We start from the raw sequence: 20,637 nt of genomic DNA on the forward strand, positions 1-20,637 counted from the left end.
GTTGCAACCTGATGGATGGAGGACATGGTGGAGCAGACGTTCGCGAGCAGTGCCGACGGACCCGGCATCGCCGAGGGAGCGGTGGCCGCGCTGGCCGACGAGGTCCTCGACTGGCGGTTCAAGGCCGCCCCGCCGGAGAGTTGGGGGCGCACCACCCGCGACTGGCTCGCCACCGGCCCGACCCTCTCCTCCCTCAGCACCCCGCTGCTCACCCTCGACGGCGCCGCGCTCGACCACAACGTCCGCACCATGGCCGACTGGTGCGCCAAGGCGGGCGTCGCGCTCGCCCCGCACGGCAAGACCACCATGGCGCCCGAGCTGTGGCAGGCCCAACTCGCCGCCGGCAGCCACGGGATCACCCTCGCGAACCTGCCCCAGGTGCGGGTCGCCCGCGCCTTCGGCGTCCAGCGGATCCTGCTCGCCAACACCCTGCTCGACCCGGCCGGACTGGCCTGGCTCGCCGCCGAGCTGACCGCCGACCCGGGCTTCGCCTTCCTCTGCTGGACCGACTCCACCGACGGCGTACGGCTGATGGACGAGGCGCTGCGCGCCGCCGGGGCCGAGCGGCCGGTCGAGGTGCTGGTCGAACTCGGCGGCCCGGGCGGACGCACCGGCGTCCGCGGCGTGGACGCCGCCGTCGAGGTCGCCGCCGCCGTGCTGCGCGCGCCCACCCTGCGGCTCGCCGGCGTCGGCGGGTACGAGGGCGCCCTCGCGCACGACGCCACCGCCGAGGGGCTGGCCACCGTCCGCGGCTACCTGGCGGCGCTCGGCGAGCTGCACGGCCGGCTCGCCGGGGCCTACCCGGACGGCGCGCCGCCGGTGGTCTCGGCCGGCGGCAGCGCCTACTTCGACCTGGTGGTCGAGGAGTTGGCCGCCCTGCCGGAGGCGCTGGTGGTGCTCCGCTCGGGCGCGTACATCGCCCACGACGACGGGTTCTACCGGGGCATCTCACCGCTCGCCCGCGGCGGCGGGGAGGCCCCGTTCCGCGGCGCGCTGCACGGCTGGGCCCGGGTCGCCTCCCGGCCCGAGCCGCAGCTGGCGCTGCTGGACGCGGGCAAGCGCGACCTGCCCTTCGACGAGGGCCTGCCCGAGCCGCAACTGGTGCGCGGCGGCGCCGCGTTGACCGGTACGACGGCCCGGATCACCGCGCTCAACGACCAGCACGCCTTCCTCCGCGACGCGGGCGACCTCGCGCCGATCGGCGCGGTGCTGCGGCTCGGCGTCTCGCACCCGTGCACGGCCTTCGACAAGTGGACGGCGCTCCCGGTGCTGGACTCCGCGGACGCGGCCGAGCCGAAGGTCACCGGGCTGGTCAGGACCTTCTTCTGATGACGGTGGGGGAGAGAGCGACCGCCTTCAAGGAGGCGACGGTCTTCAAGGAGGCGACCGTCTTCAAGGGGGCGACGGTCGTCGACGGGACGGGCGCCGACCGCTACCGGGCGGACGTGCGGATCGCCGACGGCCTGATCGCCGAGATCGGCGCGGGCCTCGGCGGGCCGTCCGAGGTGGACGCCGACGGACTGGTGCTCGCCCCCGGCTTCATCGACATGCACGCCCACTCCGACCTCGCCCTGCTGCTCGAACCCGAGCACCCGGCCAAGGTCACCCAGGGCGTCACCTGCGAGGTCCTCGGCCAGGACGGCCTGTCCTACGCCCCGGTGGACGACACCACCCTGCCCGAGCTGCGCCGCCAACTGGCGGGCTGGAACGGCGACCCGGCGGACTTCGACTGGGACTGGCGCGACGTCGCCGGCTACCTGGACCGGATCGACCGCACCCGCGTCGCCGTCAACGCCTGCTACCTGGTCCCGCACGGCTCGCTGCGGATGCTCGCCATGGGCTGGGACGACCGCCCGCCCACCCCGGCCGAACTCGACCGGATGCGACAGGTGTTGGCGCAGAGCCTGCTGCACGGGGCGGTCGGCATGTCGAGCGGCCTCAGCTACACCCCCGGGATGTACGCGGACACCGCCGAGCTGGTCGAGCTGTGCACCGTGGTCGCGGCCTACGGAGGCTTCCACGCGCCGCACCAACGCTCGTACGGGCGCGGCGCGTTGGAGGGCTACGCGGAGATGGTGGAGATCGCCCGGCGGTCCGGCTGCGCACTGCACCTGACCCACGCCACGATGAACTTCGACGTCAACCGGGGCCGGGCCGGCGAGTTCCTGGAGCTGGTCGACCGGGCGCTCGCGGACGGCGTCGACCTCACCCTGGACAGCTACCCCTACCTGCCCGGGTCCACCACCCTGGCCGCCCTGCTGCCGAGTTGGGCCACCGAGGGCGGACCGGACGCGACCCTGGCACGGCTCGCCGACCCGGGCGACCGCGAGCGGATCCGGCACGCGATGGAGGAGCAGGGCAGCGACGGCTGCCACGGCGTGGTCGCCGACTGGTCGACCGTCCAGGTCTCCGGCGTCCGCTCGGCGCAACTGGCGGGGGCGGTCGGCCGGACGGTCGCCGAACTCGCCGCCGAGCGGGGGACCGGCGGGACGGAGGTCTTCCTCGATCTGCTGCGCCGGGACGAGTTGGCCACCACCATCCTCCAGCACGTCGGGCACGAGGAGAACGTCCGGGCGGTGATGCGCCACCGCGCCCACACCGCGGGCAGCGACGGGCTGCTCGTCGGGGCCCGGCCGCACCCGCGGGCCTGGGGCACCTTCCCGCGCTACCTCGGCCACTACGGAAGGGAGTTGGGCGTGCTCACGCTGGAACAGGCGATCACCCGGATGACCGGTCGGCCGGCCGCGCGGCTCGGGCTGGACCGGCGCGGCCGGATCGCCCCCGGGTACCACGCCGACCTGGTGCTCCTCGACCCCGAGCGGGTCCGGGACGCCGCCACCTTCGAGCAACCCCGGCTGCCCGCCGAGGGGATCCAGTACGTGTACGTCAACGGCACCGCCGTCGTCCGGCAGGGTCGCACCACCGGCGCCCGCCCCGGGCGCGCCCTGCGCCGCACCGATCGAGGGACGCAGGCCCGATGAACGCAGGCGCGAGGAGCGCAGAGCTGATGAACGCTGTGAACGGACTCTCCGAGTTGCGGAACGACCCGGTGATCGCGGTGGTCCGCGCGCCCCGGATCCCGGACGCCGCCGCGCTGTGCGCCGCTCTCGCGGAGGGTGGCATCAACTTCACCGAATTCACCTACACCACACCGGATGTGACGGACCATCTGGAACGGGCCTCGGCGGCCGGGTGGCGGGTCGGGGTGGGGACGGTGCTGACCGCCGAGCAGGCCGGGCGCGGGATCGACGCGGGGGCGTCCTTCCTGGTCACCCCAGGCTGCCGGCCCGAGGTCGCGGAGGCCGGGCGGGCCCGCGGGGTGCCGGTGGTGCTGGGGGCGCTGACCCCGACCGAGGTGGCCCGGGCGGTCGACCTGGGCGCCGCCGCCGTGAAGATCTTCCCGGCCCGGTCGTTCGGCCCCGGTTACTTCAAGGACCTGCGCGGCCCGTACCCGGACGTGCCGCTGGTGGCCTCCGGCGGGGTGAACGCGGGCAACGCGGCCGAGTTCCTGGCGCAGGGGGCGCTCGCGGTGTGCGCGGGGACGGACGTCGTCCCGCCGGCGGCGGTGGAGGCGGGGGACTGGGCGGAGATCACCCGCCGGGCCCGGGCGTTCACCCGGGCCTGCGCGGCGGGGGCGTAGCGGCTTCTGCAGAGCGGGGTCCGCGCGGAGCGGCTCCGGCGCGGGTCCGGTGAAGGTGCGGGGCGGGCTGTCGGGACGGCCGGGATTGGACGAGAATCGGTGGCACCCGGCTCGCCCCCGGCCCCTCGGCTCTCGGGCCCACGCGGCCCCCGGACCCGGCAGGAGGACCCACCCCATGACCTCGACCCGCCCCGGCCCCGACTGGTTGGCCGACGCCGTCCTCTACCAGATCTACCCGCAGACCTTCGCGGACTCCGACGGCGACGGCATCGGCGACTTCGCCGGCATCACCGAGCACCTCGACCACCTCGCCTGGCTGGGCGTGGACACGGTCTGGCTCAACCCCTGCTTCGCCTCGCCGTTCCGCGACGCCGGGTACGACGTCACCGACTACCTCACCCCCGCCCCGCGTTACGGCCGCACCGAGGACCTGGTCGCGCTGGTCGAGGCCGCGCGCGGCAAGGGCATCCGGATCCTGCTGGACCTGGTCGCCGGGCACACCTCCGACCGCCACCCCTGGTTCCTGGCCTCCGCCGAGGACCCGTCCGACCAGCGCTACATCTGGTCGGACCGGCCGGTGGACGGCTTCGTCGCCTCGCCCGGGAGCCGCCCGGGCTGGTACCGGCCGAACTTCTTCGACTGTCAGCCCGCCCTCAACTTCGGCTACGCGCGCGGCATTTCGACGGAGCCCTGGCGCCAGCCGGTGGACGCCGAGGGCCCGCGCGCCAACCGGGCGGCGCTGCGCGAGATCATGGCGCACTGGCTGGGCCTCGGCGTGGCCGGCTTCCGGGTGGACATGGCGTACTCGCTGGTCAAGGACGACCCCGGCCGGGTCGAGACCGCCAAGCTCTGGACCGAACTGCGCGACTGGCTGGACCGCACCCACCCCGAGGCCGCGCTGTTCGCCGAGTGGGGCGAACCGGCCGCCGCCGTCGCGGCCGGGTTCCACGCGGACTTCTTCCTGCACTTCGGCGGGGACGACCACGGCCTGCCGCTGCGCTCCCTGTGGAACAACGGCGGCGGGACGGTCGAGGAGTTCTGGCAGCAGGGCCCGTGCTACTTCGAGGCCGAGGGGCGCGGCACCCCGCAGACCTTCCTGGACGCCTGGCGCTCCGCCGCCGAACTCACCGAGGGCAGCGGCCACATCGTGCTGCCCACCGCCAACCACGACTTCTCCCGGCTCGCCACCGCCCCGCGCTCCGGCGAGCAACTCGCCCCCGCCTTCGCCTTCCTGCTCACCTGGCCGACCCTGCCCGCGGTGTACTACGGCGACGAGATCGGCATGCGCTACCTGCCCGGACTGCCCGACGTCGAGGGCAGCGTGCTCGGCCCGCGCTACAACCGGGCGGGCTCGCGGACCCCGATGCAGTGGACGCCGGGCCCCTCGGCCGGGTTCTCGACGGCCGCCCCCGAGCGGTGGTACCTGCCGCCGGACCCGGACCCGCAGCGCCCGGACGTGCTCTCCCAGCGCGCCGATCCGACCTCGCTGCTGCACACCGTCCGGCGGCTGATCGCGCTGCGCCGCGCCCACCCGGGGCTGGCGGCGTCCGGCGGGGTGGAGGTGCGGCACGCCGGGTACCCGCTGGTGTACGTCCGGTCCGGGCGGTACCTGGTGGCGGTGAACCCGCGCCGGGAGCCGGGGGCGGTCCGGCTGGCGGGCGGCCCGGGCGGGGGTGCGGGTGTCGTGCGGCCGCTGGAGGTGCAGGGGGTGCGGGTCGTGGACGGTGAGCTGCGGGCCGAGGGCTTCTCGTACGGGGTGTTCGAGCTGGGCTGAGCCCGGGGGTGCCGGGGTGCCGGGTCGTTCCTCGGGCGGCCCGGCTTCCGGTCGGCTGCCGGGCGGCTTCCGAAAGGCGTCGGATAGTTGTAAGCTACATCCATAGATGGTTGCATTTACCACCTGCATTGGTTGTATTTGCCATCGTCATCGAAGAGAGATCGCCGGAGGACGGTACGAACGCCATGAGCACACCCCAGACCCCCGCCGCAGCGCCCACCCTGGGGCACTCGCTCAAACACCTCGCCGTCCACCTGCTCACCCCGCTGCTGATGTGCCTCGGCATGGCCCTCGCCTACCAGGGCGCCTTCCACCAGCCGGAGCCCCACCACCTCAAGGTCGCCGTCGTCGGCGCCGGGCCCCAGGCGCAGGGCCTGGCCCAGGCCATCCAGGGCAAGGCCGGTGCCGCGCTGGACGTCCGGACCGTCGCCGACCGCTCCGCCGCCGAGCAGCAGCTGCGCGACCGCGACCTGGTCGGCGCCTTCGTCCCGGACGCCAGGAGCCCGGAGCTGATCGTCGCCAAGGGCAACTCGGACACCTCGGTGGTGGCCGCCACGGCGGTGTTCACCAACGTCACGGACCGGCAGGGCGTCCCGCTGCACGTCACCGACCTCACCACCCCCGCCGCGGGCGACCCGACCGGCCAGGGCCTGTTCTTCCTGCTGGTCGCGCTGAGCATCGGCTCCTACGCCAGCGTCGCGGCGATCGGCGCCGCCGGCGCCGGGCTGAGCCTGCGGGTCCGGGCCGCGGTGGGCGTGGTCGTCTCGCTGGTGGTCAGCGTGATCGGGATCGCCACCGCCGGGCCGCTCTTCCACGTCGTCGACCACGACTACGCCGCGGTCTGGGCGCTCGGCTGGCTCTACTCCGCAGGCATCGTGCTGATCGGCATCGGCCTGCACAGCTTCCTGAAGAAGTGGACCACGCTCGCCCTGATGGTGCTGTTCGTGATGCTCAACTTCACCTCCTCCGGCGGCATCTACCGGCCCGAACTGCAGAACGGCTTCTTCGGGACCCTGCACGGCTTCTGGACCGGCGCCGGCTACCTGGAGGGTGCGCGAGACATCCTGTACTTCGACGGCGGCGCCGGCCTCGGCGGCCACGTGCTGACCCTGGTGGTCTGGCTGCTGCTGGGTGGGGCGGCCCTGGTCGCCGCGGCCGTGTACGAGGGCCGCGGGCGCCGCACGGTGGAGGCGCCGACCGAGGCCGAGGTCGACGCCGAGGAGGAGATGGAGGAGGCGGTCGCGGTCTGAGGACCGTACGCCCGAAGGGACTTCACCCGGTGCGAGGGCATCGGAACCGGGTGGGGATCGGCGGCCCGCGCCCCCGGCCTTGGACAAGCTGGGGGCGCGGGCCCGCGTGTACGGGGGGCTACCCGGCGCGCTTCGGCCGGGCCGGCGGCCGGGTGAAGCAGCAGTCCCCGCAGAGCCCGGCGCCCGGGCCGATCCGGTAGTAGAGGCAGCAGCTCGTCCGCCGGAACGCGGCCCCGCGCGGGCCGGTGTGCAGCGTGCCGGAGCCCGCCAACGGCGGACGGTCCAGCAGCTGCGTGACCAACTCCCCTGCCGGGAGCGACGCCTGGGCGCTCAGTACCCGTAGCGTCCCGGCCAGCGCGGAGGCCGCGTTGCCGCGCAGCAGGCGTGCCGAGAGCGGCACGGCGGCGCGCACTGCTGCGGCCAGTGGCTCCAACTGCCCGATCAGGACAGCGTGGTGGAGCTGATCGACGAGCTCCCCGGGCTCGGGGCGGACCGGCTCCGGCGGTGACCAGAGGTCGATCGGGCCCTGGTCCGGGATCCGCACCCAGGCGCGTTCCAGGGTCGGGACCGTCCCGAGCAGGACGGCCGAGCCGATGCCCACCGACCAGAAGCGGGCCGCCAGGCCGAGGTGCAGGATCGAGGCGGCGACCCGGAGTTCGGCCGTGCCCAGGCGCTGCGCCACCACCCGGATCCGGGCCGCGAGCGGCGAGTCCGGGCCGGTGCCGTACAGCTCCGGCAGTGGGCGGAAGCCGGGCGGAGGCGGGCCGGTGGGGGCGGTGTCGAGGGCGAAGTACGGTCCGAGGGCGGCGAGTCGGGCGTAGTCGGGTCCTGGCTGCAAGGGATGCGGCTGTTCGGGCGCGGGGTTCAACGGCCCTCCCCTGTGGGGTCGTTGAACCCCGCGCCGGCTTCGGTCGGCCCGGTTGGGGTCGGGCGGTCGGGGAGCATCGGGGCCTCCAGGGGGTCCGGGGATCGGGCGGGTGCTGACACCCCGGCCCGGTCGGACGCCGAAAGGCCCTGGTCGGGCGGTGGTCAGCCGCGCACGGTGAAGTCGCCACCGGTGGTGCGGATGAACGGTACCGTGCCCTGGCAGTCCGAGACCGGTGCGCCGAAGAAGCCCCAGACCCAGCCGATCCGGTCCCCGTGCCGGCCGTCGTCCTCCACCGAGAGCGCCACCTTCTGGCCGATCAGCGGCTTGCCGGGGAACCACGGCACCTCGCCCCCGGTCACCACACCGGTGGCGACGGCCTCCCGGCCGCCGACGGCCAGACAGGTGATGTCCCCCTCGAAGTCGGCGACCAGCCGGCCGTCGGTGTGCACGTGGCGGACGTGGAAGTGGCCGCGGGTGGTTTCCAGCGGCTTGAGGTCGTCGGCCCGGGCGTCGACGGTGAGCTGGACCGGGTCGCCCTCGAAGCCGGTGAACCTGGAGTCGAGGACGGTGCTGCCGCTCCCGTGCAGGCGCACCGAGGCGTGGTCGGCGGCGACCGGCGCCCCCGACGGGGTCGGGGCGGCGGCGGAGGCCGGGGCGGCGGTGGCGACCGTGGCCGCCAGGAGGCAGAGCGCGGTCGCGGCGACGGCGAGACGACGGTTCATGGTGGTGCGGCCTCCGATGCGGGTGGTTGTTCCGACGGCATCGAGTCTGGCCCGGGCGGGCCGTGCGGACCTCCCGCTGGGGAGGGGAGTTGCCTCCTTCGCGGGGAGGACCGGGGCTCCCCCCGGAGAGCTGCCCCTGGACGGGCCCTACGCTCGGCGGTGTGCGCACCGACCGTCAGTTCCGCCCCGTCCGGCGCCGTCGATGGCCCGCCGTCGCCGCCGTCCTCCTGCTGCTCGCACCCGTCGCGCTCGCCCATCCGGGGGAGCGCGGCGCGGCCCTGCTGCCCGCCCTGACGGCCGCGCTCGCCGCCGCGGTGGCGCTGCTGCCGTGGCCGCTCGGCGGGGTCACGCTCGGCGTCGCCGCCGGCGCGGCGGCCGGGGCCTCGCTGCTGCTCGACCTGGGCTACCCGGGGCCCTACCGGCTGCCCGCCTTCTGGCTGCCCCTCGAATGGCCGGCGCTGCTGGGGGTGTTGTTCCGGGCCGTCCGCCGACTGCCCGACCGCTGGGCCGGGCCGATCGGCGGGGCGGTCGCCCTCGCGGCCGTGCTGCTCCCACTGCGGTTCGCCCTCCGGGTGCCGCACGGTGGCGCGGCCGGGCCGGTGGTCGGGGTGCTGTTCTCCCTGCTGCCGGTGCTGGGGGTCGCCGGGGCGGGCCTCTACCTGCGGGTGCTGGAGGCCCGTCGGGAGCGGGCCGTCGACCGGGCGCGGCGCGAGCAGCGGCTCGAAGTCGCCCGCGGGCTGCACGACTTCGTCGCCCACGAGATCACCGGCATTGTGCTGGAGGCCCAGGCCGGCCAACTCCCGGACCAGGAGCCGGCGGAGACGGCCGCCCTGTTGCGGCGCCTGGAGGAGGCGGGGCTGCGGGCGCTCGACTCGATGGACGAGATGGTGGGGGCCCTGCGCGAGGATCCGGCGGCCGCCGGAACCACCCGCCACCTCGGCCTGGCCGACCTGCCCGAGCTGGTCGCCCGCTTCGGGACGACGGGCGGCCCGCGCGCCACCGTGGACCTCGCCCCGGAGGCCGTCGGGCTGCTCGCCGTCGAGGTCCAGGCCACCGCGTACGCCGTCGTCCTGGAGGCCCTCACCAACGTCCGCCGCCACGCCCCGCAGGCCACCGGGGTGGCGGTCCGGGTGGCTCCCGGGCCGGACGGCCGCACCGTCCGGGTGACCGTCGGGGACACCGGCGGGCCGGCCGCCCGCAGGCCCCGGCTGCGCCGCCGCCCCGGCTCCGGCGGCACCGGACTGGTCGGCCTTGCCGCCCGCGCCGCCGCCCACGGCGGCAGCCTGACCTCGGGCCCGCACGGGCCGTCCGGCTGGGAGGTGTGCTGCACCCTGCCGGGGCGGTAGCGACACGGACCCCCGGTCTTCTCGTAGGACGGTCGGAGCGCTATGTTGAACGCGTTCAAATCGTTCTCGGGGGGATGGAAATGAGCGAGTCACTGTCGGCACAGCCGGGTTTCGCGGTCGAAGCGGCATTCGCCGACCGGTCGGGCGGAGCGCCCGCCGAGCCCGTACGGGGTCGGGTCAGGCCCAGCGGGCGCGTGCTCGTCGCCCTGGCCGGAGCCTCCCTGCTGCCGTGGGCAGTCGCCGTCCTGTGGTGGGGCGGCGGCGCGTGGTTCTGGGGCCTGTTCTTCGGGTTCTTCGGGACGACTTTGCTGCCGCTGGCCGTGCCGCGCGAGCCTGCGTTCCGGAACGCCTGCCTGATTGTCGGCGGGTGCCAGTTCGGTGTCGAGGTCGTGTGCTCGGCCCCGTGGCTCTTTCTTGCACTGCCGGTCTTCGTTTTCGCAGTCCCGACCGGCGTCATGTTGCTGCTCACGGCCCGGCGGAACCGCGGCTGGATGGGGACGGTGCTCGCCGTCCTGGTCGGAGTGGGTCCCATCGGAGTCGTCGCCCACCAGTGGTGGACGCACCTTTAGAGCGAGTCCCGAACCCGCCGACGTGGCCGCACGCCGACGGGGCCAGGGTCCAGAGGCCAGGCCGCGGGCGCGGGTCAGCGCCCCCAACCGCCGCCGCGGGTGCCGCGGGGGCGGGTGAGGGTGAAGCGGTCGACCGGGACGAGGTCGCCGTACGGGCCGCTGACGGAGTAGTAGGTGACGTCGATGGTGGTGTCGCCGCCGCGCTCGCCCGGCTGGACGTCGAAGGAGGCGAAGCCGTACGGGTTCTCGGCGTCGCGGAAGGCGGACCAGGGGGCGTCCTCGATCACGTAGACCGGGGGCCGCTTGCCGGTGGCCTGGTCGACGGGGCCGACGCCGGTGATCACCCGGGCCTTGGGCGGGGTGAAGAAGAGGTGGTTGGAGGGGGCGGAGGTGCCGCCGCCGCCGATGACCATGTGGACGGTGCCCCGGGTGGTGTCGATGGTCTCGGTGTCGGTGGCGACCGGGATCGGGGTGCGGGTGTCGGTGGGCTGCTGGCCGCGGATCGGGTGGGAGCGCTCGTAGTGGTGCTCGTGGCCGCAGACCACCAGGTCGACGCCGTACCTGTCGAACAGCGGCACCCAGGTCTCGCGGATGCCGAGGTCGGCGCCGTTGAACTTGTCGGCGGTGGAGATGACCACCTGGTGCATGCAGACCACGATCCAGTCGATCCCCGGGTCGGCGTTGGCGGCGATCAACTCGCGCTCCAGCCAGCGCTGTTGGGCGCCACCGGAGTAGCCGTGCACATAGCTGTTGCCGGCGTCCTGGTAGGCCACGTCGTCGTTGTTGAGGCTGATGACGCGCACCGAGCCGGCGGTGAACGCGTACCAGAGACCGTGCAGTTCGTCGTCCGCGTCGGAGTCCGGGAGGTCGAAGTAGGCCTGGTAGGCGCCGTAGCCGATCGGGCCGTTGCCCTTCTCGTTCTCGTGGTTGCCGGCCGCGGGCATCCAGGGGCGGTGGCGGGCCGAGCGGGTGTTGTTCTCGAACCAGTCGGACCAGGTGCGGACCCGGTCGGTGGAGAGGTTGGCGTAGCAGAGGTCGCCGTTGACCAGGTGGAACAGCGGGGCGACCCGCTCGACCCCGGCGGTGGTGTCGCCCGCGGCCGGGCTGCCGAGGTTGTCGTTGGCGTAGCCGTTGGCGGTCTGCTTGCCGAGGGTGGGGGTGCCCTGGTCGCCGAAGCTGGTGAAGGTGAAGGCGGCCCGGCCGCGCGGCGCGGTGCGCACGGTGCCGAGTTCCGGGGTGGCGCCGTCGTGGACGGCCGCGTAGACGTAGTCCGTGTCGGGGTGCAGGTCGCCGATCCGGGCGTGGTGCACCTGGACCTCGGTGCCGGAGGCGGCGTCCCGGTAGGTGCGGGTCTCGGCCTGCGCGGTGCGCCCGAAGCCGCCGTGCGAAGTCCCGTACATCACCCGGGGGTTGGAGACGGACGCGGTGGTGTGCCAGGAGACCGTGACCTCGCGCGAGGCGTCCGAGCCGAACTGCAGGTGCAGTCCGCCGACCCGCGGAGCACCGGAGCGGTCGGGCCGCTCCCAGAGCAGGGGGGAGGCGGCGGCGGGGGTGGCCGCGATGCCGGAGAGGGAGACGGCGCCGCCGAGGCTCAGGCCGGTCGCCCCGGCCAGGAGCCCGCGCCGGCTGACAGAGGGACTGGCGGAGGGACTGGCGGGCGGACTGGCGGGCGGACTGGCGGGCGGGCGTCCACTGGAAGCGTTCATGGCGGCCAGCTTCACCGGGCGGAGGTGAACCGCGCCGGACCGACGGCGTGAATTTTCCCGGCGGCCGGTCGGTGCGGGACACTGCCCGGTGTGACGAGTACGAACGGTGAGTGTCCGCGGGTGATCCGGGTGTTGATCGCGGACGACCAGGAGGCCGTGCGGCGCGGTGTGCGCCGGATCCTCGACGCCCAGCCGGACATCGAGGTGGTGGGCGAGGCCGTCGACGGGGTCGCCGCGCTGGAGCTGGCGGCCGAACTGCGGCCGGACGTCGCGCTGGTGGACATCCGGATGCCGCGGCTGGACGGGCTGGAGGTGACCAGGCGGCTGTCCGGCTCGGTGCGGGTGGTGGTGCTGACCACCTTCGACCTGGACGAGTACGTCTACCCGGCGCTGCGGCACGGCGCGTCCGGGTTCCTGCTGAAGCGTTCCGGCCCGGCCCTGCTGGCCGAGGCGGTCCGGGCGGCGGCGGACGGGGAGAGCCTGATCAGCCCGTCGGTCACGGTGCGGCTGCTCCGGCACGTGACGGCGCCGGAGCGGCCTGAACAGCCGGGCCGGCGGTCGGCAGGGGCGGCGCCGGTGGTGCCGCTCACCGAGCGGGAGGTGGAGATCGCCGGCCAGGTCGCGGCGGGCCGGACCAACGCCGACATCGCGGCCGAACTGTTCATCTCCCCGGGCACGGTGAAGACCCACGTGGCCAGCATCCAGCGCAAGCTGGGCGTGCCGAACCGGGTCGGGATCGCGGTGCACGCCTGGGAGATGGGGTACCCGGTGCCGCAGTAGGTCCGCCGGGACGGGCGCGTCCACGGAGCCGAGGGGATGCTCCGTGGACGCGCGGAACCTACGAGGTGGGGGTGGCCTCCGGACGTCACGTCCTCCGGCCGGTAGTTCGATCGTCGACCGAGGTAGTACCAGCGGCAGACCCTGATCCGTCTCGACCTGTCGCCACTGCCTCCTGCGGTCGAACTCCTTCAGCTACCTCGCAGGTCCACCTCCCATCATGCGCCTCCTACGACCCGTGCACCAGGGGTGAACGGACTGAATTCGGGCAAATTCCGCAACTCGGGGCTTTTGGGGTCGGGCTCTACGGCTTCGGCCACCCGTCCACGAAGCTCAGCGTGCGGTGGTACGGCCCGTCCGGCCCGGTGCTGCGGTAGTCCTCGGTGCTGCCGCCGGTCCGGACGGTGCGGTCGCCGTCGTGGCGGGTGGCGGTGGGCCGCAGGGTGTGGTCCACGGTGGTGCGTCCGGTGATGTGGCCGCCGGTCGCGGTGGTGGCCTCGCGGTGGTAGCCGAGGTCCATCGCGGTGGTCTGGTCGGTGTTCCCGGCCGCGTCGTGGCTCACCTTGTAGGTGACGTCCAGCGGTTCGCCCTCGTGCACGGTGGTGCTCCGGTGCGGTCCGCCGCCCCAGGTGGCGGTGGTGCGGGTGAGGTCGGCGGCGTTGTGCAGTGTCACGTCGTTGCCGCTGTCGCGCAGTTGCTGGGCGGAGCTGAACGCGAGGTCGTCGCGGACCTCGGTGGTGATCCGGCCGTGCGAGGTCTGCACCCAGCCGCGGGCGAGGTCGTGCCGGGCGGCGGTGACGGTCCAGTCGCCGCTGCCGCCGCCGTGGTCGGCGAGCTGGGTGGTGACGGCGGCCTCGGGGGCGACCCGGTAGTCGGTGAGCTGCCCGGAGGTGCGGGCGGTGCCGTGGTCGACCTCGGCGAACAGGTTGACCTGGCCGGTCCAGACGTCGTTGCTCTGCGCCTCGGACGCGTTGACCGTGATGCCGAGGCGGTGCGGGCGTCCGTCGAGCAGCAGGCCGACGTACGGGGTGAGGTCCAGCCGGTAGGCGGGCAGGTCGAAGGCGAAGATGCCCGGGACCGGCCGCCACAGCAGCGGGTCCCAGCCGCCGGTGTAGATCACCGGGTACGGCCAGACCGCGCCGGCCACCCGGCCGTCCACGGTGAGCCGCAGTTCGCGGAACGGGCCCTTGCCGCAGGCGCCGATCGACGGGTTGGCGGCGACGAAGGCGTCCGGCGCGGAGGCGTAGGCGAACTCCTCGCAGGCGCCGCCGCCCCGCGCGTACACCTCGGCGGTCAGCCGCTGGAGGTTCTGCGGGAAGGTGAGGTCCGTGCCGGTGCCGGGCGCGGCCTGGGTGAGCGCGAACGGGCCGGTGGTGAGGACCTGGTCGGCGCCGTGGGCGGCGGGCCAGCGGTCGTTCGCGGTGTAGAAGGTCAGGCTCGCCGAGACCTTGTAGACGCCGGTGTAGGTGGCGTCCGTGACGTTGGCGAGGTCGAGCGAGAAGGGCTGCGGTCCGGCGGCGAACAGCGGGGCGTAGCGGGTGAGATCGCGTTCGACGTTCCACTGGATGCCGTCCTTGGACGGCTCCGGGGTGGAGGACAGCAGCACCTGGACGCCGCCGATGCGGACGCTGAAGATCCGGTCGAACTGCCGCCCGGCGACCTGTCCGTGGAGGTCCAGGACCACCGCGGACCAGGGCCCGGTGCAGTCGGCGGGCGGGGTGAGGGTGGCGGTGTACGGGGTGTCGGGCGGGTTGCCGTAGCCGTTGCGGAACTCCCGGTCGTGCATCACCTCGACGGTGCAGGAGCGGGTGTCGGGGCGGGTGAGCGGCTTGGTGGCGGTGACCGGGTCGTGGTAGCCGCTGCCGAAGTCGGCGTAGGCGGGGGCGGCGGCGGTCAGGGTGCCGGCGAGGGTGAGGGCGGTGGCGCCGAGCAGTCCGGCGAGGCGACGCAGCAGAGGGCGCGGGGAGCGCCGGGGGAACATGGCCAAGGTGGATCCCCGGGGTCGGGCGGCCCGTCGGCGCGCGACGGGCCGGGTGGGTGATCCGGGCATCCTTCCGGCGGTGGCATGTGAGCGTCAAGAGTCGCTTTCCGGCGCTTTCCGGTGCTCCTGCGGGGTCGTCAGTCCGCCCGCCCGGTGCGGCGGGTGCGGCGGGTGGGGGCCGGGGGTCGGAGGCCGGCCCTACCACTCCTCCAGGGCCGCGGCCTCCTGCCGGATCAGGTTGCGCAGCGTCGCCAGCGGGGGCCGGCGGTCGTCCGTGCGCCACTGCATCTCCAGCGGCAGGGTGGCCCGGCCCTCCAGCCGCACGGTGGCCACGTCCTCGGTGAGGTGGCCGGTCATCGAGCCGGGCACCAGCGAGAAGGCGCGGTTGCGGGCGAGCAGGTAGAGCCGGGAGCCGACGATCCGCGGCGGGCTGACCAGCACCGGCGGGTCGACGCCGTGCTCCGCGCACAGGCCGAGCACGTGGTCGTAGTACCGGGGGTGCTGCTCGCGCGGCCACAACAGCAGGGGCAGGTCGCGCAGTTCGGCCAGTCGCAGGGTCGCCCGCCCGGCCAGCGGGTGGTCCCGGCCGAGGGCGACCCGGACCGGCTCGTCGGCGATCCGCTCCAGCCGGTAGCCGGGGACGTCCTCCAGGAAGCGGCCGAGGCCGATGTCGGCGAGCTCGCCGGCCAGGGTGGCGGACACCTGGCCGGTGTCGACGGCGAGTTCGGCGGTGTCGAGCGCGGGCAGCTCCTGCTCGGCCCGGCTGACCACGGCGGGCAGCAGGCGGTTCACCACGCTGGGGGAGGCGACGATCCGGGCCGTCCCCGGCCGGGAGGCCTCGTGCAGCCGGACCCGGGTCAGCATCGCCCCGGCCTGTTCCAGCAGCCGCGCGCTCTCGGCCGCCATCACCTCGCCCGCCCCGGTCAGTGCGACCGAGCGGCGGCTGCGGTCGAACAGCTCGACGCCGACCGTCCGCTCCAGCCGGGCGACCTCCTGGCTGACCGTCGGCTGGGAGATGTGCAGCCGCTCGGCGGCCCGGCCGAAGTGCAGCGTCTCGGCGACGGTCAGGAAGACCTCCAGCTGCCGCAAGGTGAATCCCATGCGGGTCATCCTAGTGCGAACCAATAGCTGACCGACTATCGGAAACCCCAGGACTCATTCTGGTTTCCGATCCGAACCGTCCCTACGCTGAGCGTCACGTTGCCCCACCGCAGTGGCATCTCACAGGAAGTTCGCCCCCCATGACCGGACAGCCCGCCAGCACCCCCGCCATCCAGATCTCCGAGGAGGTCGCGCAGGCCGTCGCCGACGGCCGTCCCGTGGTCGCCCTGGAGTCGACGATCTTCACCCACGGCCTGCCGCGGCCCCGCAACCTGGCGGTCGCGCTGGAGGCCGAGCAGCAGCTGCGCGCGTCGGGCGTCGTCCCGGCCACCATCGGCGTGCACGCGGGCGTCCCCACCGTCGGCCTGAGCACCGAGCAGATCACCGAACTCGCCGCCACCGACGGCCTGGACAAGGTCAGCCTGCGCGACCTGCCGGTGGTCGCCGCGTTCGGCCGGCACGGCGGCACCACCGTCGCCGCCACCGCCTTCCTCGCCCACCGCGCGGGCGTACGGGTCTTCTCCACCGGCGGCCTCGGCGGCGTCCACTTCGGCGCCTGCGAGAGCTTCGACGAGTCCGCCGACATGACCACCCTGGCCGCCACCCCCGTCACCGTGATCAGCGCCGGCGTGAAGTCCATCCTCGACATCCGGGCGACGCTGGAGCGCTTCGAGACCCTCAACATCCCGGTCATCGGCTACCGCACCACCAAGTACCCCGGCTTCTACGTCACCGACTCCGGCCACGAGATCAACTTCGCCGTGCAGTCGCCCGAGGAGGCCGCCGGGGTGATCGACGCCCGCGACCGGCTCGGACTGCCGCAGGCCGTCCTGATCGCCAACCCGGTCGACCCGGCCAAGCAGCTGCCGCCGGAGGAGCTGGACGGCATCCTGGCCCGCGCCTGGGCCGAGGCCGAGCGCCGGGGCATCACCGGCAACGCCTCCACGCCCTTCCTGCTCGACCACATCCAGCGCGACACCGGCGGGCGCAGCCTGGAGGTCAACGTCGAGGTCTACCGGGGCAACGTCCGGCTCGGCGGCGAGATCGCCACCGCTCTGGCCGCCTCGGTGGGCCGGGCCGGCGGGGCTGCTGCCGCGACCAGCGGGGCCTGAGCCGTGCTCGGGGTGCTCGGCGACCTCGTCGAGGACATCGTGGTCTGGGTCGACGGACCGCTGCGCCACGGCACCGACTCCGGCGCCCAGGTCTTCCGGCGGCGCGGCGGCAGCGCGGCCAACGTCGCCTGCTTCGCCGCCGGGCAGTACCCGGCCCGCTTCCTCGGCTGCGTCGGCGCGGACGCCGTCGGGGACGGCATCGTCGCCGAACTCGGCGGCCACGGCGTGGACGTCCGGGTGCAGCGGCACGGCCAGACCGGCAGCATCGTGGTGCTGATCGACCGGGACGGCGAACGGACCATGCTGCCCGACCGCGGTGCCGCCAAGCTGCTGGAACGCGTCCCGGACGACTGGCTGACCGGCCTGACCCACCTGCACGTGCCCGCCTACTCCTTCGACGGCGAGCCGGTCGGCCGGACGGCGGTCGACGCGCTCGACCGGGTCCGGCGGGCGGGCGGCACCACCTCGGTGGACGCCTCCTCCACCGGCATGCTGGAGCAGTACGGGCGGGAGCGGTTCCTCGCCCTGCTCGCCGAGTTGGCGCCCACCTTCGTGTTCGCCAACCGCTCCGAGTCGGCCTACCTCGGGCTGCTGGTGGACGGCCTGCCGGGGCCGGAGCGGGCCCGGCTGGCGGCCTCGACCGTGGTCACCAAGGCGGGCGCCGAGGCGACCACCGTGGACGTGCCGGGGGAGGGGCTGTTCACCGTGCCGGTGCCGCCGGTGGCGGAGGTGCGGGACCTCACCGGGGCCGGGGACGCCTTCGCGGCGGGCTTCCTGGCCGGATTCCTCGACACCGGGGACCTGCAGCTGGCCGCCGGGCTCGGGCACCGCAGCGCGGCCCGGGTGCTGGGCTCGCCGGGGGCTTCGCTCGGGGGGTGTTAGCGGGTCGCTGTGGGAGTGGCGACTGCAGGTGTAGTGACGACAGGTGTAGTGGCGATGGACTACTTCTGTAGTGCGTCCTTGCGGAGGAAGTGCTTCAGCCGCTGCCACGTCCAGGCGTTGACCACGTCCTCGGCGGTGAGCCAGCCGCGCTGCGCCGTGCCGATGCCGAAGCGCGGGTAGGCGAGCTGGCCGGTGGCGTGGGCGTCGCTGTCGACCGCGAACCGCACGCCGTGCCGCTTGGCCCGCAGCACGTCCTCGTCCCGCAGGTCGAGCCGCTGCGGGGAGCCGTTGATCTCGATCGCGGTGCCGGTGCGGGCCGCGGCCGCGAACACCGCGTCCAGATCGACGTCGATCGGCCCGCGCCGGCCGATCCGGCGGGTGGTGAGGTGGCCGATGACATGGACGTACGGGTTCTCGCAGGCGCGGATCAACCGGCGGGTCTGGGCGGCGCGGTCCAGGGTGAAGTGCGAGTGCACGGAGGCCACGCAGACGTCGAAGCCGGCCAGGAACTCGGGCGGCCAGTCCACCCCGCCGTCCGGGCCGATGTTCAGCTCGGTGCCGTGCAGCAGGCGCAACTTCTTGTGGCGGTCGGCGAGTCGGCGCAGCTCCTCGCGCTGGGCCAGCATCTTCTCGTCGGTCATCCGCTGCATCACCAGGTCCGGGGCGTGGTCGGTGACGGCGTAGTAGGAGTAGCCGCGGGCCGCCGCCGTGTCGATCATCTCGGTGAGGGTGGCCAGGCCGTCGGTCAGGTCGGTGTGGGTGTGCAGGTCGCCGCGCAGGTCCGACTCCTGGATCAGCTCCGGGAGTTCACCGTTCAGCGCGGCCTCGATCTCGCCCCGGTCTTCGCGCAGCGTCGGCGGGATCCAGGGCAGCCCGAGCGCCGCGTACACCTCCTCCTCGGTCGCGGACACCACCTTGGCGCCCCCGGAGGCTTCTCCGGCGTCGCCGTCGACCTCGAACAGCCCGTACTCGGAGAGTTTCAGGCCGGCCCGCACCGCCCGGGTGCGCAGCTTGATGTTGTGCGCCTTCGAGCCGGTGAAGTAGACCAGTGCGGCACCCCAGTCCTCCTCGGGCACGACCCGCAGGTCCACCTGGATCCCCCCGGTGGTGCGGACCGAGGTCTTGGTCGGCCCGCTGCCGATCACCTCGGCCACGTACGGGAGTCCGGTGAGCGCGGCCATCAGCGGGGCCGAGTCGGCGGCGGTCGCCAGGACGTCGATGTCGCCCACCGTCTCGCGCATCCGGCGCAGCGAACCCGCGTACGCGCAGCGGGTGCAGCCCGGGACGGCGGAGATCGCCTCGACCAGCTGCTCGGCCAGGTCGGTGGCGGCGTCGAGGAGGGTCCGGCCGCCGGACTGCCGCAGCAGCTCGATGCCGTGCAGGATCTTCTCGCCGCTGCGCTCGCCGAAGCCCGCCACGCCGGACAGCCGGTCGGCGCGGATCGCGTCGGCGAGTTCGTCCACCGAGCCGATGCCGAGGTCCCGGTAGAGCGAGAGCGCGCGCTTGGGGCCGACGCTGGGGACGGCCATCATCTCCCGTACGCCGGGCGGGATCTCGGCCCGCAGGGCCTCCAGCGCGGCGATCTTCCCGCCGGTGAGGTACTCGGCGATCTTCTCGGCGGTGGACTTGCCGACACCGGGGATCTGCTGCAGCCCCTTGACGTCCAGACCGGCGAGGTCCTCGGGGTGGCCGCCGACCGCCCGGGCGGCCTTCTCGTAGGCGCGGGCCCGGAAGGCGTCCCCGCCGGTGATGTTGATCAGGTCGGCGTACTCCTGGAGTAGCTCCCTGACCTGGTCGTTGAGCCGGGGCATGGGGCAAGTCTAGGTTCGGGGGGCGGTGTTCGCCGGGTGGTGGGGAGCGGTGGTCGCTAGTCGTAGGCGACGGTGAGGAGGAGGACGACGGTCAGGCCGCCGCCGGGGGTCGGCTCCACCGCGAGCCGTCCGCCGGCCGCCAGCACCAGGCTGTGCAGCGCCGGGCCCACCGGCCCGGTGGTGCGCACGCCCGCCAGCAGCCACTCGCGGGCCTCGGGCGGCTCGTACGAACCGCGGTCGGATATTCGTATCTCGACCCGTTCCCGGTTCTGTCCGGCCGTGCCTCGCCTGGTGCTGCCCCGCCCGGCCGCGGGCCTGGGGGCCGACAGGCCGGTGCGTTTGACGTCCGCCCGGACCAGCACCCGGCCGCCCAGCGGGCTGCGCCGGATCGCATGGTCCAGCAGCCCGGCTATCGCGGCCTCCATCCGGCGGGCGTCCCCGGCCACCACCGGCAGCCCCGGTGCCAGCCGCACCGTGACGGCCGCGGCCCGGCCACCGCCGCGCACCACCCGGCGCACCACCTCGGAGACCTGCACGTGCCGCGCCTGCGGTTCGCACCCGGCCTGCCGACCGGTCCAGCTCAGCCGGTCCAGCTCCGTCCGGGACAGCGTCCTGGGGCCGGCCATCGCGAGCGGAGGGTACGGGCCGAGGCCGTCCGTCGCGCCGTCGCCGCCCATGCGGTCGGCGCTGCCCGCGCCGCCGACGCCCGCGCTGCCGAGCGCGCTGAGCGCCCGGGCCCCCGAAGCGACATAGCCCCAGAGCTTCCCGCGTGCCATTGCCCTGCCCCTCGTGCCTGACCGGTGGCCGTCATCGGTTCCGCGGCCGACCGGGGCGGGCCGCTTCCCTGGCCCTCCTGCCAGCCTGCGCCTCCTCCGGGCGGGTGACAATCCGGCTCCGGGACACGAAGTGGGGTGGGGACCCCGTCGTATGGGGGGTGTTTGGGGCGCCGTGTGGGGGGTTTGAGCCGCTGCGCGGGGCTTGGGTGTGGGGGTGGGGGCTCTCGGGAGGGTGGGTGAGGCCGGGGGCGGTTCCGGGGGTGGGCGCTCCGGGGGCTGGATGATTTTCGGACCGCCGACACAGGGGGGCCAAAGCGAAGAA

Annotated in this window: 17 protein-coding genes; 10 read left to right on the forward strand and 7 right to left on the reverse strand. The window is 74.4% G+C overall.

Features of this window, described 5'->3' with window-relative positions; genetic code table 11:
• Nucleotides 1–24: 24 nt before the first annotated feature.
• From ACFVXG_RS41620 to ACFVXG_RS41640, 5 genes are all read left to right on the forward strand, one after another.
• Nucleotides 25–1,329: an amino acid deaminase gene (locus ACFVXG_RS41620; protein ID WP_387935678.1), complete on the forward strand. Its 1,305-nt coding sequence runs from the start codon at nucleotides 25–27 to the stop codon at nucleotides 1,327–1,329.
• Entirely contained in the window at nucleotides 1,329–2,981 is a 1,653-nt protein-coding gene (locus ACFVXG_RS41625) for an amidohydrolase family protein (RefSeq protein WP_387935680.1), read from the forward strand. Before ACFVXG_RS41620 ends, ACFVXG_RS41625 begins: the two co-directional genes overlap by 1 nt.
• A 26-nt stretch (nucleotides 2,982–3,007) precedes the next feature.
• Nucleotides 3,008–3,640 carry a bifunctional 4-hydroxy-2-oxoglutarate aldolase/2-dehydro-3-deoxy-phosphogluconate aldolase gene (locus ACFVXG_RS41630; RefSeq protein WP_387935681.1) on the forward strand — a complete coding sequence of 211 codons (633 nt, stop codon included), beginning with the start codon at nucleotides 3,008–3,010 and terminating at the stop codon, nucleotides 3,638–3,640.
• Nucleotides 3,641–3,815: 175 nt separating this feature from the next.
• On the forward strand, nucleotides 3,816–5,414 hold the full coding sequence (locus tag ACFVXG_RS41635; RefSeq protein WP_387935683.1) for an alpha-amylase family glycosyl hydrolase: 1,599 nt from the start codon (nucleotides 3,816–3,818) through the stop codon (nucleotides 5,412–5,414).
• Between the two features lie 185 nt (nucleotides 5,415–5,599).
• Nucleotides 5,600–6,664 carry a hypothetical protein gene (locus ACFVXG_RS41640; RefSeq protein WP_387935685.1) on the forward strand — a complete coding sequence of 355 codons (1,065 nt, stop codon included), beginning with the start codon at nucleotides 5,600–5,602 and terminating at the stop codon, nucleotides 6,662–6,664.
• 118 nt (nucleotides 6,665–6,782) lie between these two features.
• Here the strand turns inward: ACFVXG_RS41640 and ACFVXG_RS41645 are convergent, their stop codons facing one another.
• Together ACFVXG_RS41645 and ACFVXG_RS41650 are read right to left on the reverse strand one after the other, a co-directional pair.
• The gene (locus tag ACFVXG_RS41645) at nucleotides 6,783–7,502 is read right to left on the reverse strand and encodes a (2Fe-2S)-binding protein (RefSeq protein ID WP_387935686.1); all 720 of its coding nucleotides are present in this window, start codon (nucleotides 7,500–7,502) and stop codon (nucleotides 6,783–6,785) included.
• 191 nt (nucleotides 7,503–7,693) lie between these two features.
• Nucleotides 7,694–8,254, reverse strand: coding sequence for a hypothetical protein (locus tag ACFVXG_RS41650; protein WP_387935688.1), 561 nt, complete (start codon nucleotides 8,252–8,254; stop codon nucleotides 7,694–7,696).
• A gap of 161 nt (nucleotides 8,255–8,415) precedes the next feature.
• Here ACFVXG_RS41650 and ACFVXG_RS41655 point away from each other — a divergent pair, with 161 nt between their 5' ends.
• Nucleotides 8,416–9,600: a sensor histidine kinase gene (locus ACFVXG_RS41655; RefSeq protein WP_387935690.1), complete on the forward strand. Its 1,185-nt coding sequence runs from the start codon at nucleotides 8,416–8,418 to the stop codon at nucleotides 9,598–9,600.
• 80 nt (nucleotides 9,601–9,680) lie between these two features.
• Entirely contained in the window at nucleotides 9,681–10,169 is a 489-nt protein-coding gene (locus tag ACFVXG_RS41660) for a hypothetical protein (protein WP_387935692.1), read from the forward strand.
• 74 nt (nucleotides 10,170–10,243) lie between these two features.
• On the opposite strand, the gene ACFVXG_RS41665 is transcribed toward ACFVXG_RS41660, so the two are convergent.
• The gene (locus tag ACFVXG_RS41665; RefSeq protein WP_387935694.1) at nucleotides 10,244–11,875 is read right to left on the reverse strand and encodes a purple acid phosphatase family protein; all 1,632 of its coding nucleotides are present in this window, start codon (nucleotides 11,873–11,875) and stop codon (nucleotides 10,244–10,246) included.
• Nucleotides 11,876–11,965: 90 nt separating this feature from the next.
• Between ACFVXG_RS41665 and ACFVXG_RS41670 the strand changes: the two genes are divergently transcribed.
• Nucleotides 11,966–12,655 (forward strand): response regulator, encoded by a 690-nt coding sequence (locus tag ACFVXG_RS41670; protein WP_387935696.1) that lies wholly within the window; start codon nucleotides 11,966–11,968, stop codon nucleotides 12,653–12,655.
• Nucleotides 12,656–12,956: 301 nt separating this feature from the next.
• Here the strand turns inward: ACFVXG_RS41670 and ACFVXG_RS41675 are convergent, their stop codons facing one another.
• Nucleotides 12,957–14,633: a peptide-N4-asparagine amidase gene (locus ACFVXG_RS41675; RefSeq protein ID WP_387935707.1), complete on the reverse strand. Its 1,677-nt coding sequence runs from the start codon at nucleotides 14,631–14,633 to the stop codon at nucleotides 12,957–12,959.
• A 198-nt stretch (nucleotides 14,634–14,831) separates the two neighbouring features.
• On the reverse strand, nucleotides 14,832–15,734 hold the full coding sequence (locus tag ACFVXG_RS41680; protein ID WP_387935697.1) for a LysR substrate-binding domain-containing protein: 903 nt from the start codon (nucleotides 15,732–15,734) through the stop codon (nucleotides 14,832–14,834).
• Nucleotides 15,735–15,874: 140 nt separating this feature from the next.
• On the opposite strand from ACFVXG_RS41680, the gene ACFVXG_RS41685 reads away from it, so the two are divergent.
• Nucleotides 15,875–16,846 carry a pseudouridine-5'-phosphate glycosidase gene (locus tag ACFVXG_RS41685; RefSeq protein ID WP_387935698.1) on the forward strand — a complete coding sequence of 324 codons (972 nt, stop codon included), beginning with the start codon at nucleotides 15,875–15,877 and terminating at the stop codon, nucleotides 16,844–16,846.
• A gap of 3 nt (nucleotides 16,847–16,849) precedes the next feature.
• Nucleotides 16,850–17,728, forward strand: coding sequence for a carbohydrate kinase family protein (locus ACFVXG_RS41690; protein ID WP_387935699.1), 879 nt, complete (start codon nucleotides 16,850–16,852; stop codon nucleotides 17,726–17,728).
• 59 nt (nucleotides 17,729–17,787) lie between these two features.
• Here the strand turns inward: ACFVXG_RS41690 and polX are convergent, their stop codons facing one another.
• Nucleotides 17,788–19,539, reverse strand: coding sequence for a DNA polymerase/3'-5' exonuclease PolX (gene polX, locus ACFVXG_RS41695; RefSeq protein ID WP_387935700.1), 1,752 nt, complete (start codon nucleotides 19,537–19,539; stop codon nucleotides 17,788–17,790).
• 56 nt (nucleotides 19,540–19,595) lie between these two features.
• On the reverse strand, nucleotides 19,596–20,315 hold the full coding sequence (locus ACFVXG_RS41700; RefSeq protein ID WP_387935701.1) for a hypothetical protein: 720 nt from the start codon (nucleotides 20,313–20,315) through the stop codon (nucleotides 19,596–19,598).
• Nucleotides 20,316–20,637 lie beyond the last annotated feature (322 nt).

The sequence above is a fragment of the Kitasatospora sp. NPDC058162 genome, assembly GCF_042884005.1.
Taxonomy (GTDB): Bacteria; Actinomycetota; Actinomycetes; order Streptomycetales; family Streptomycetaceae; genus Kitasatospora.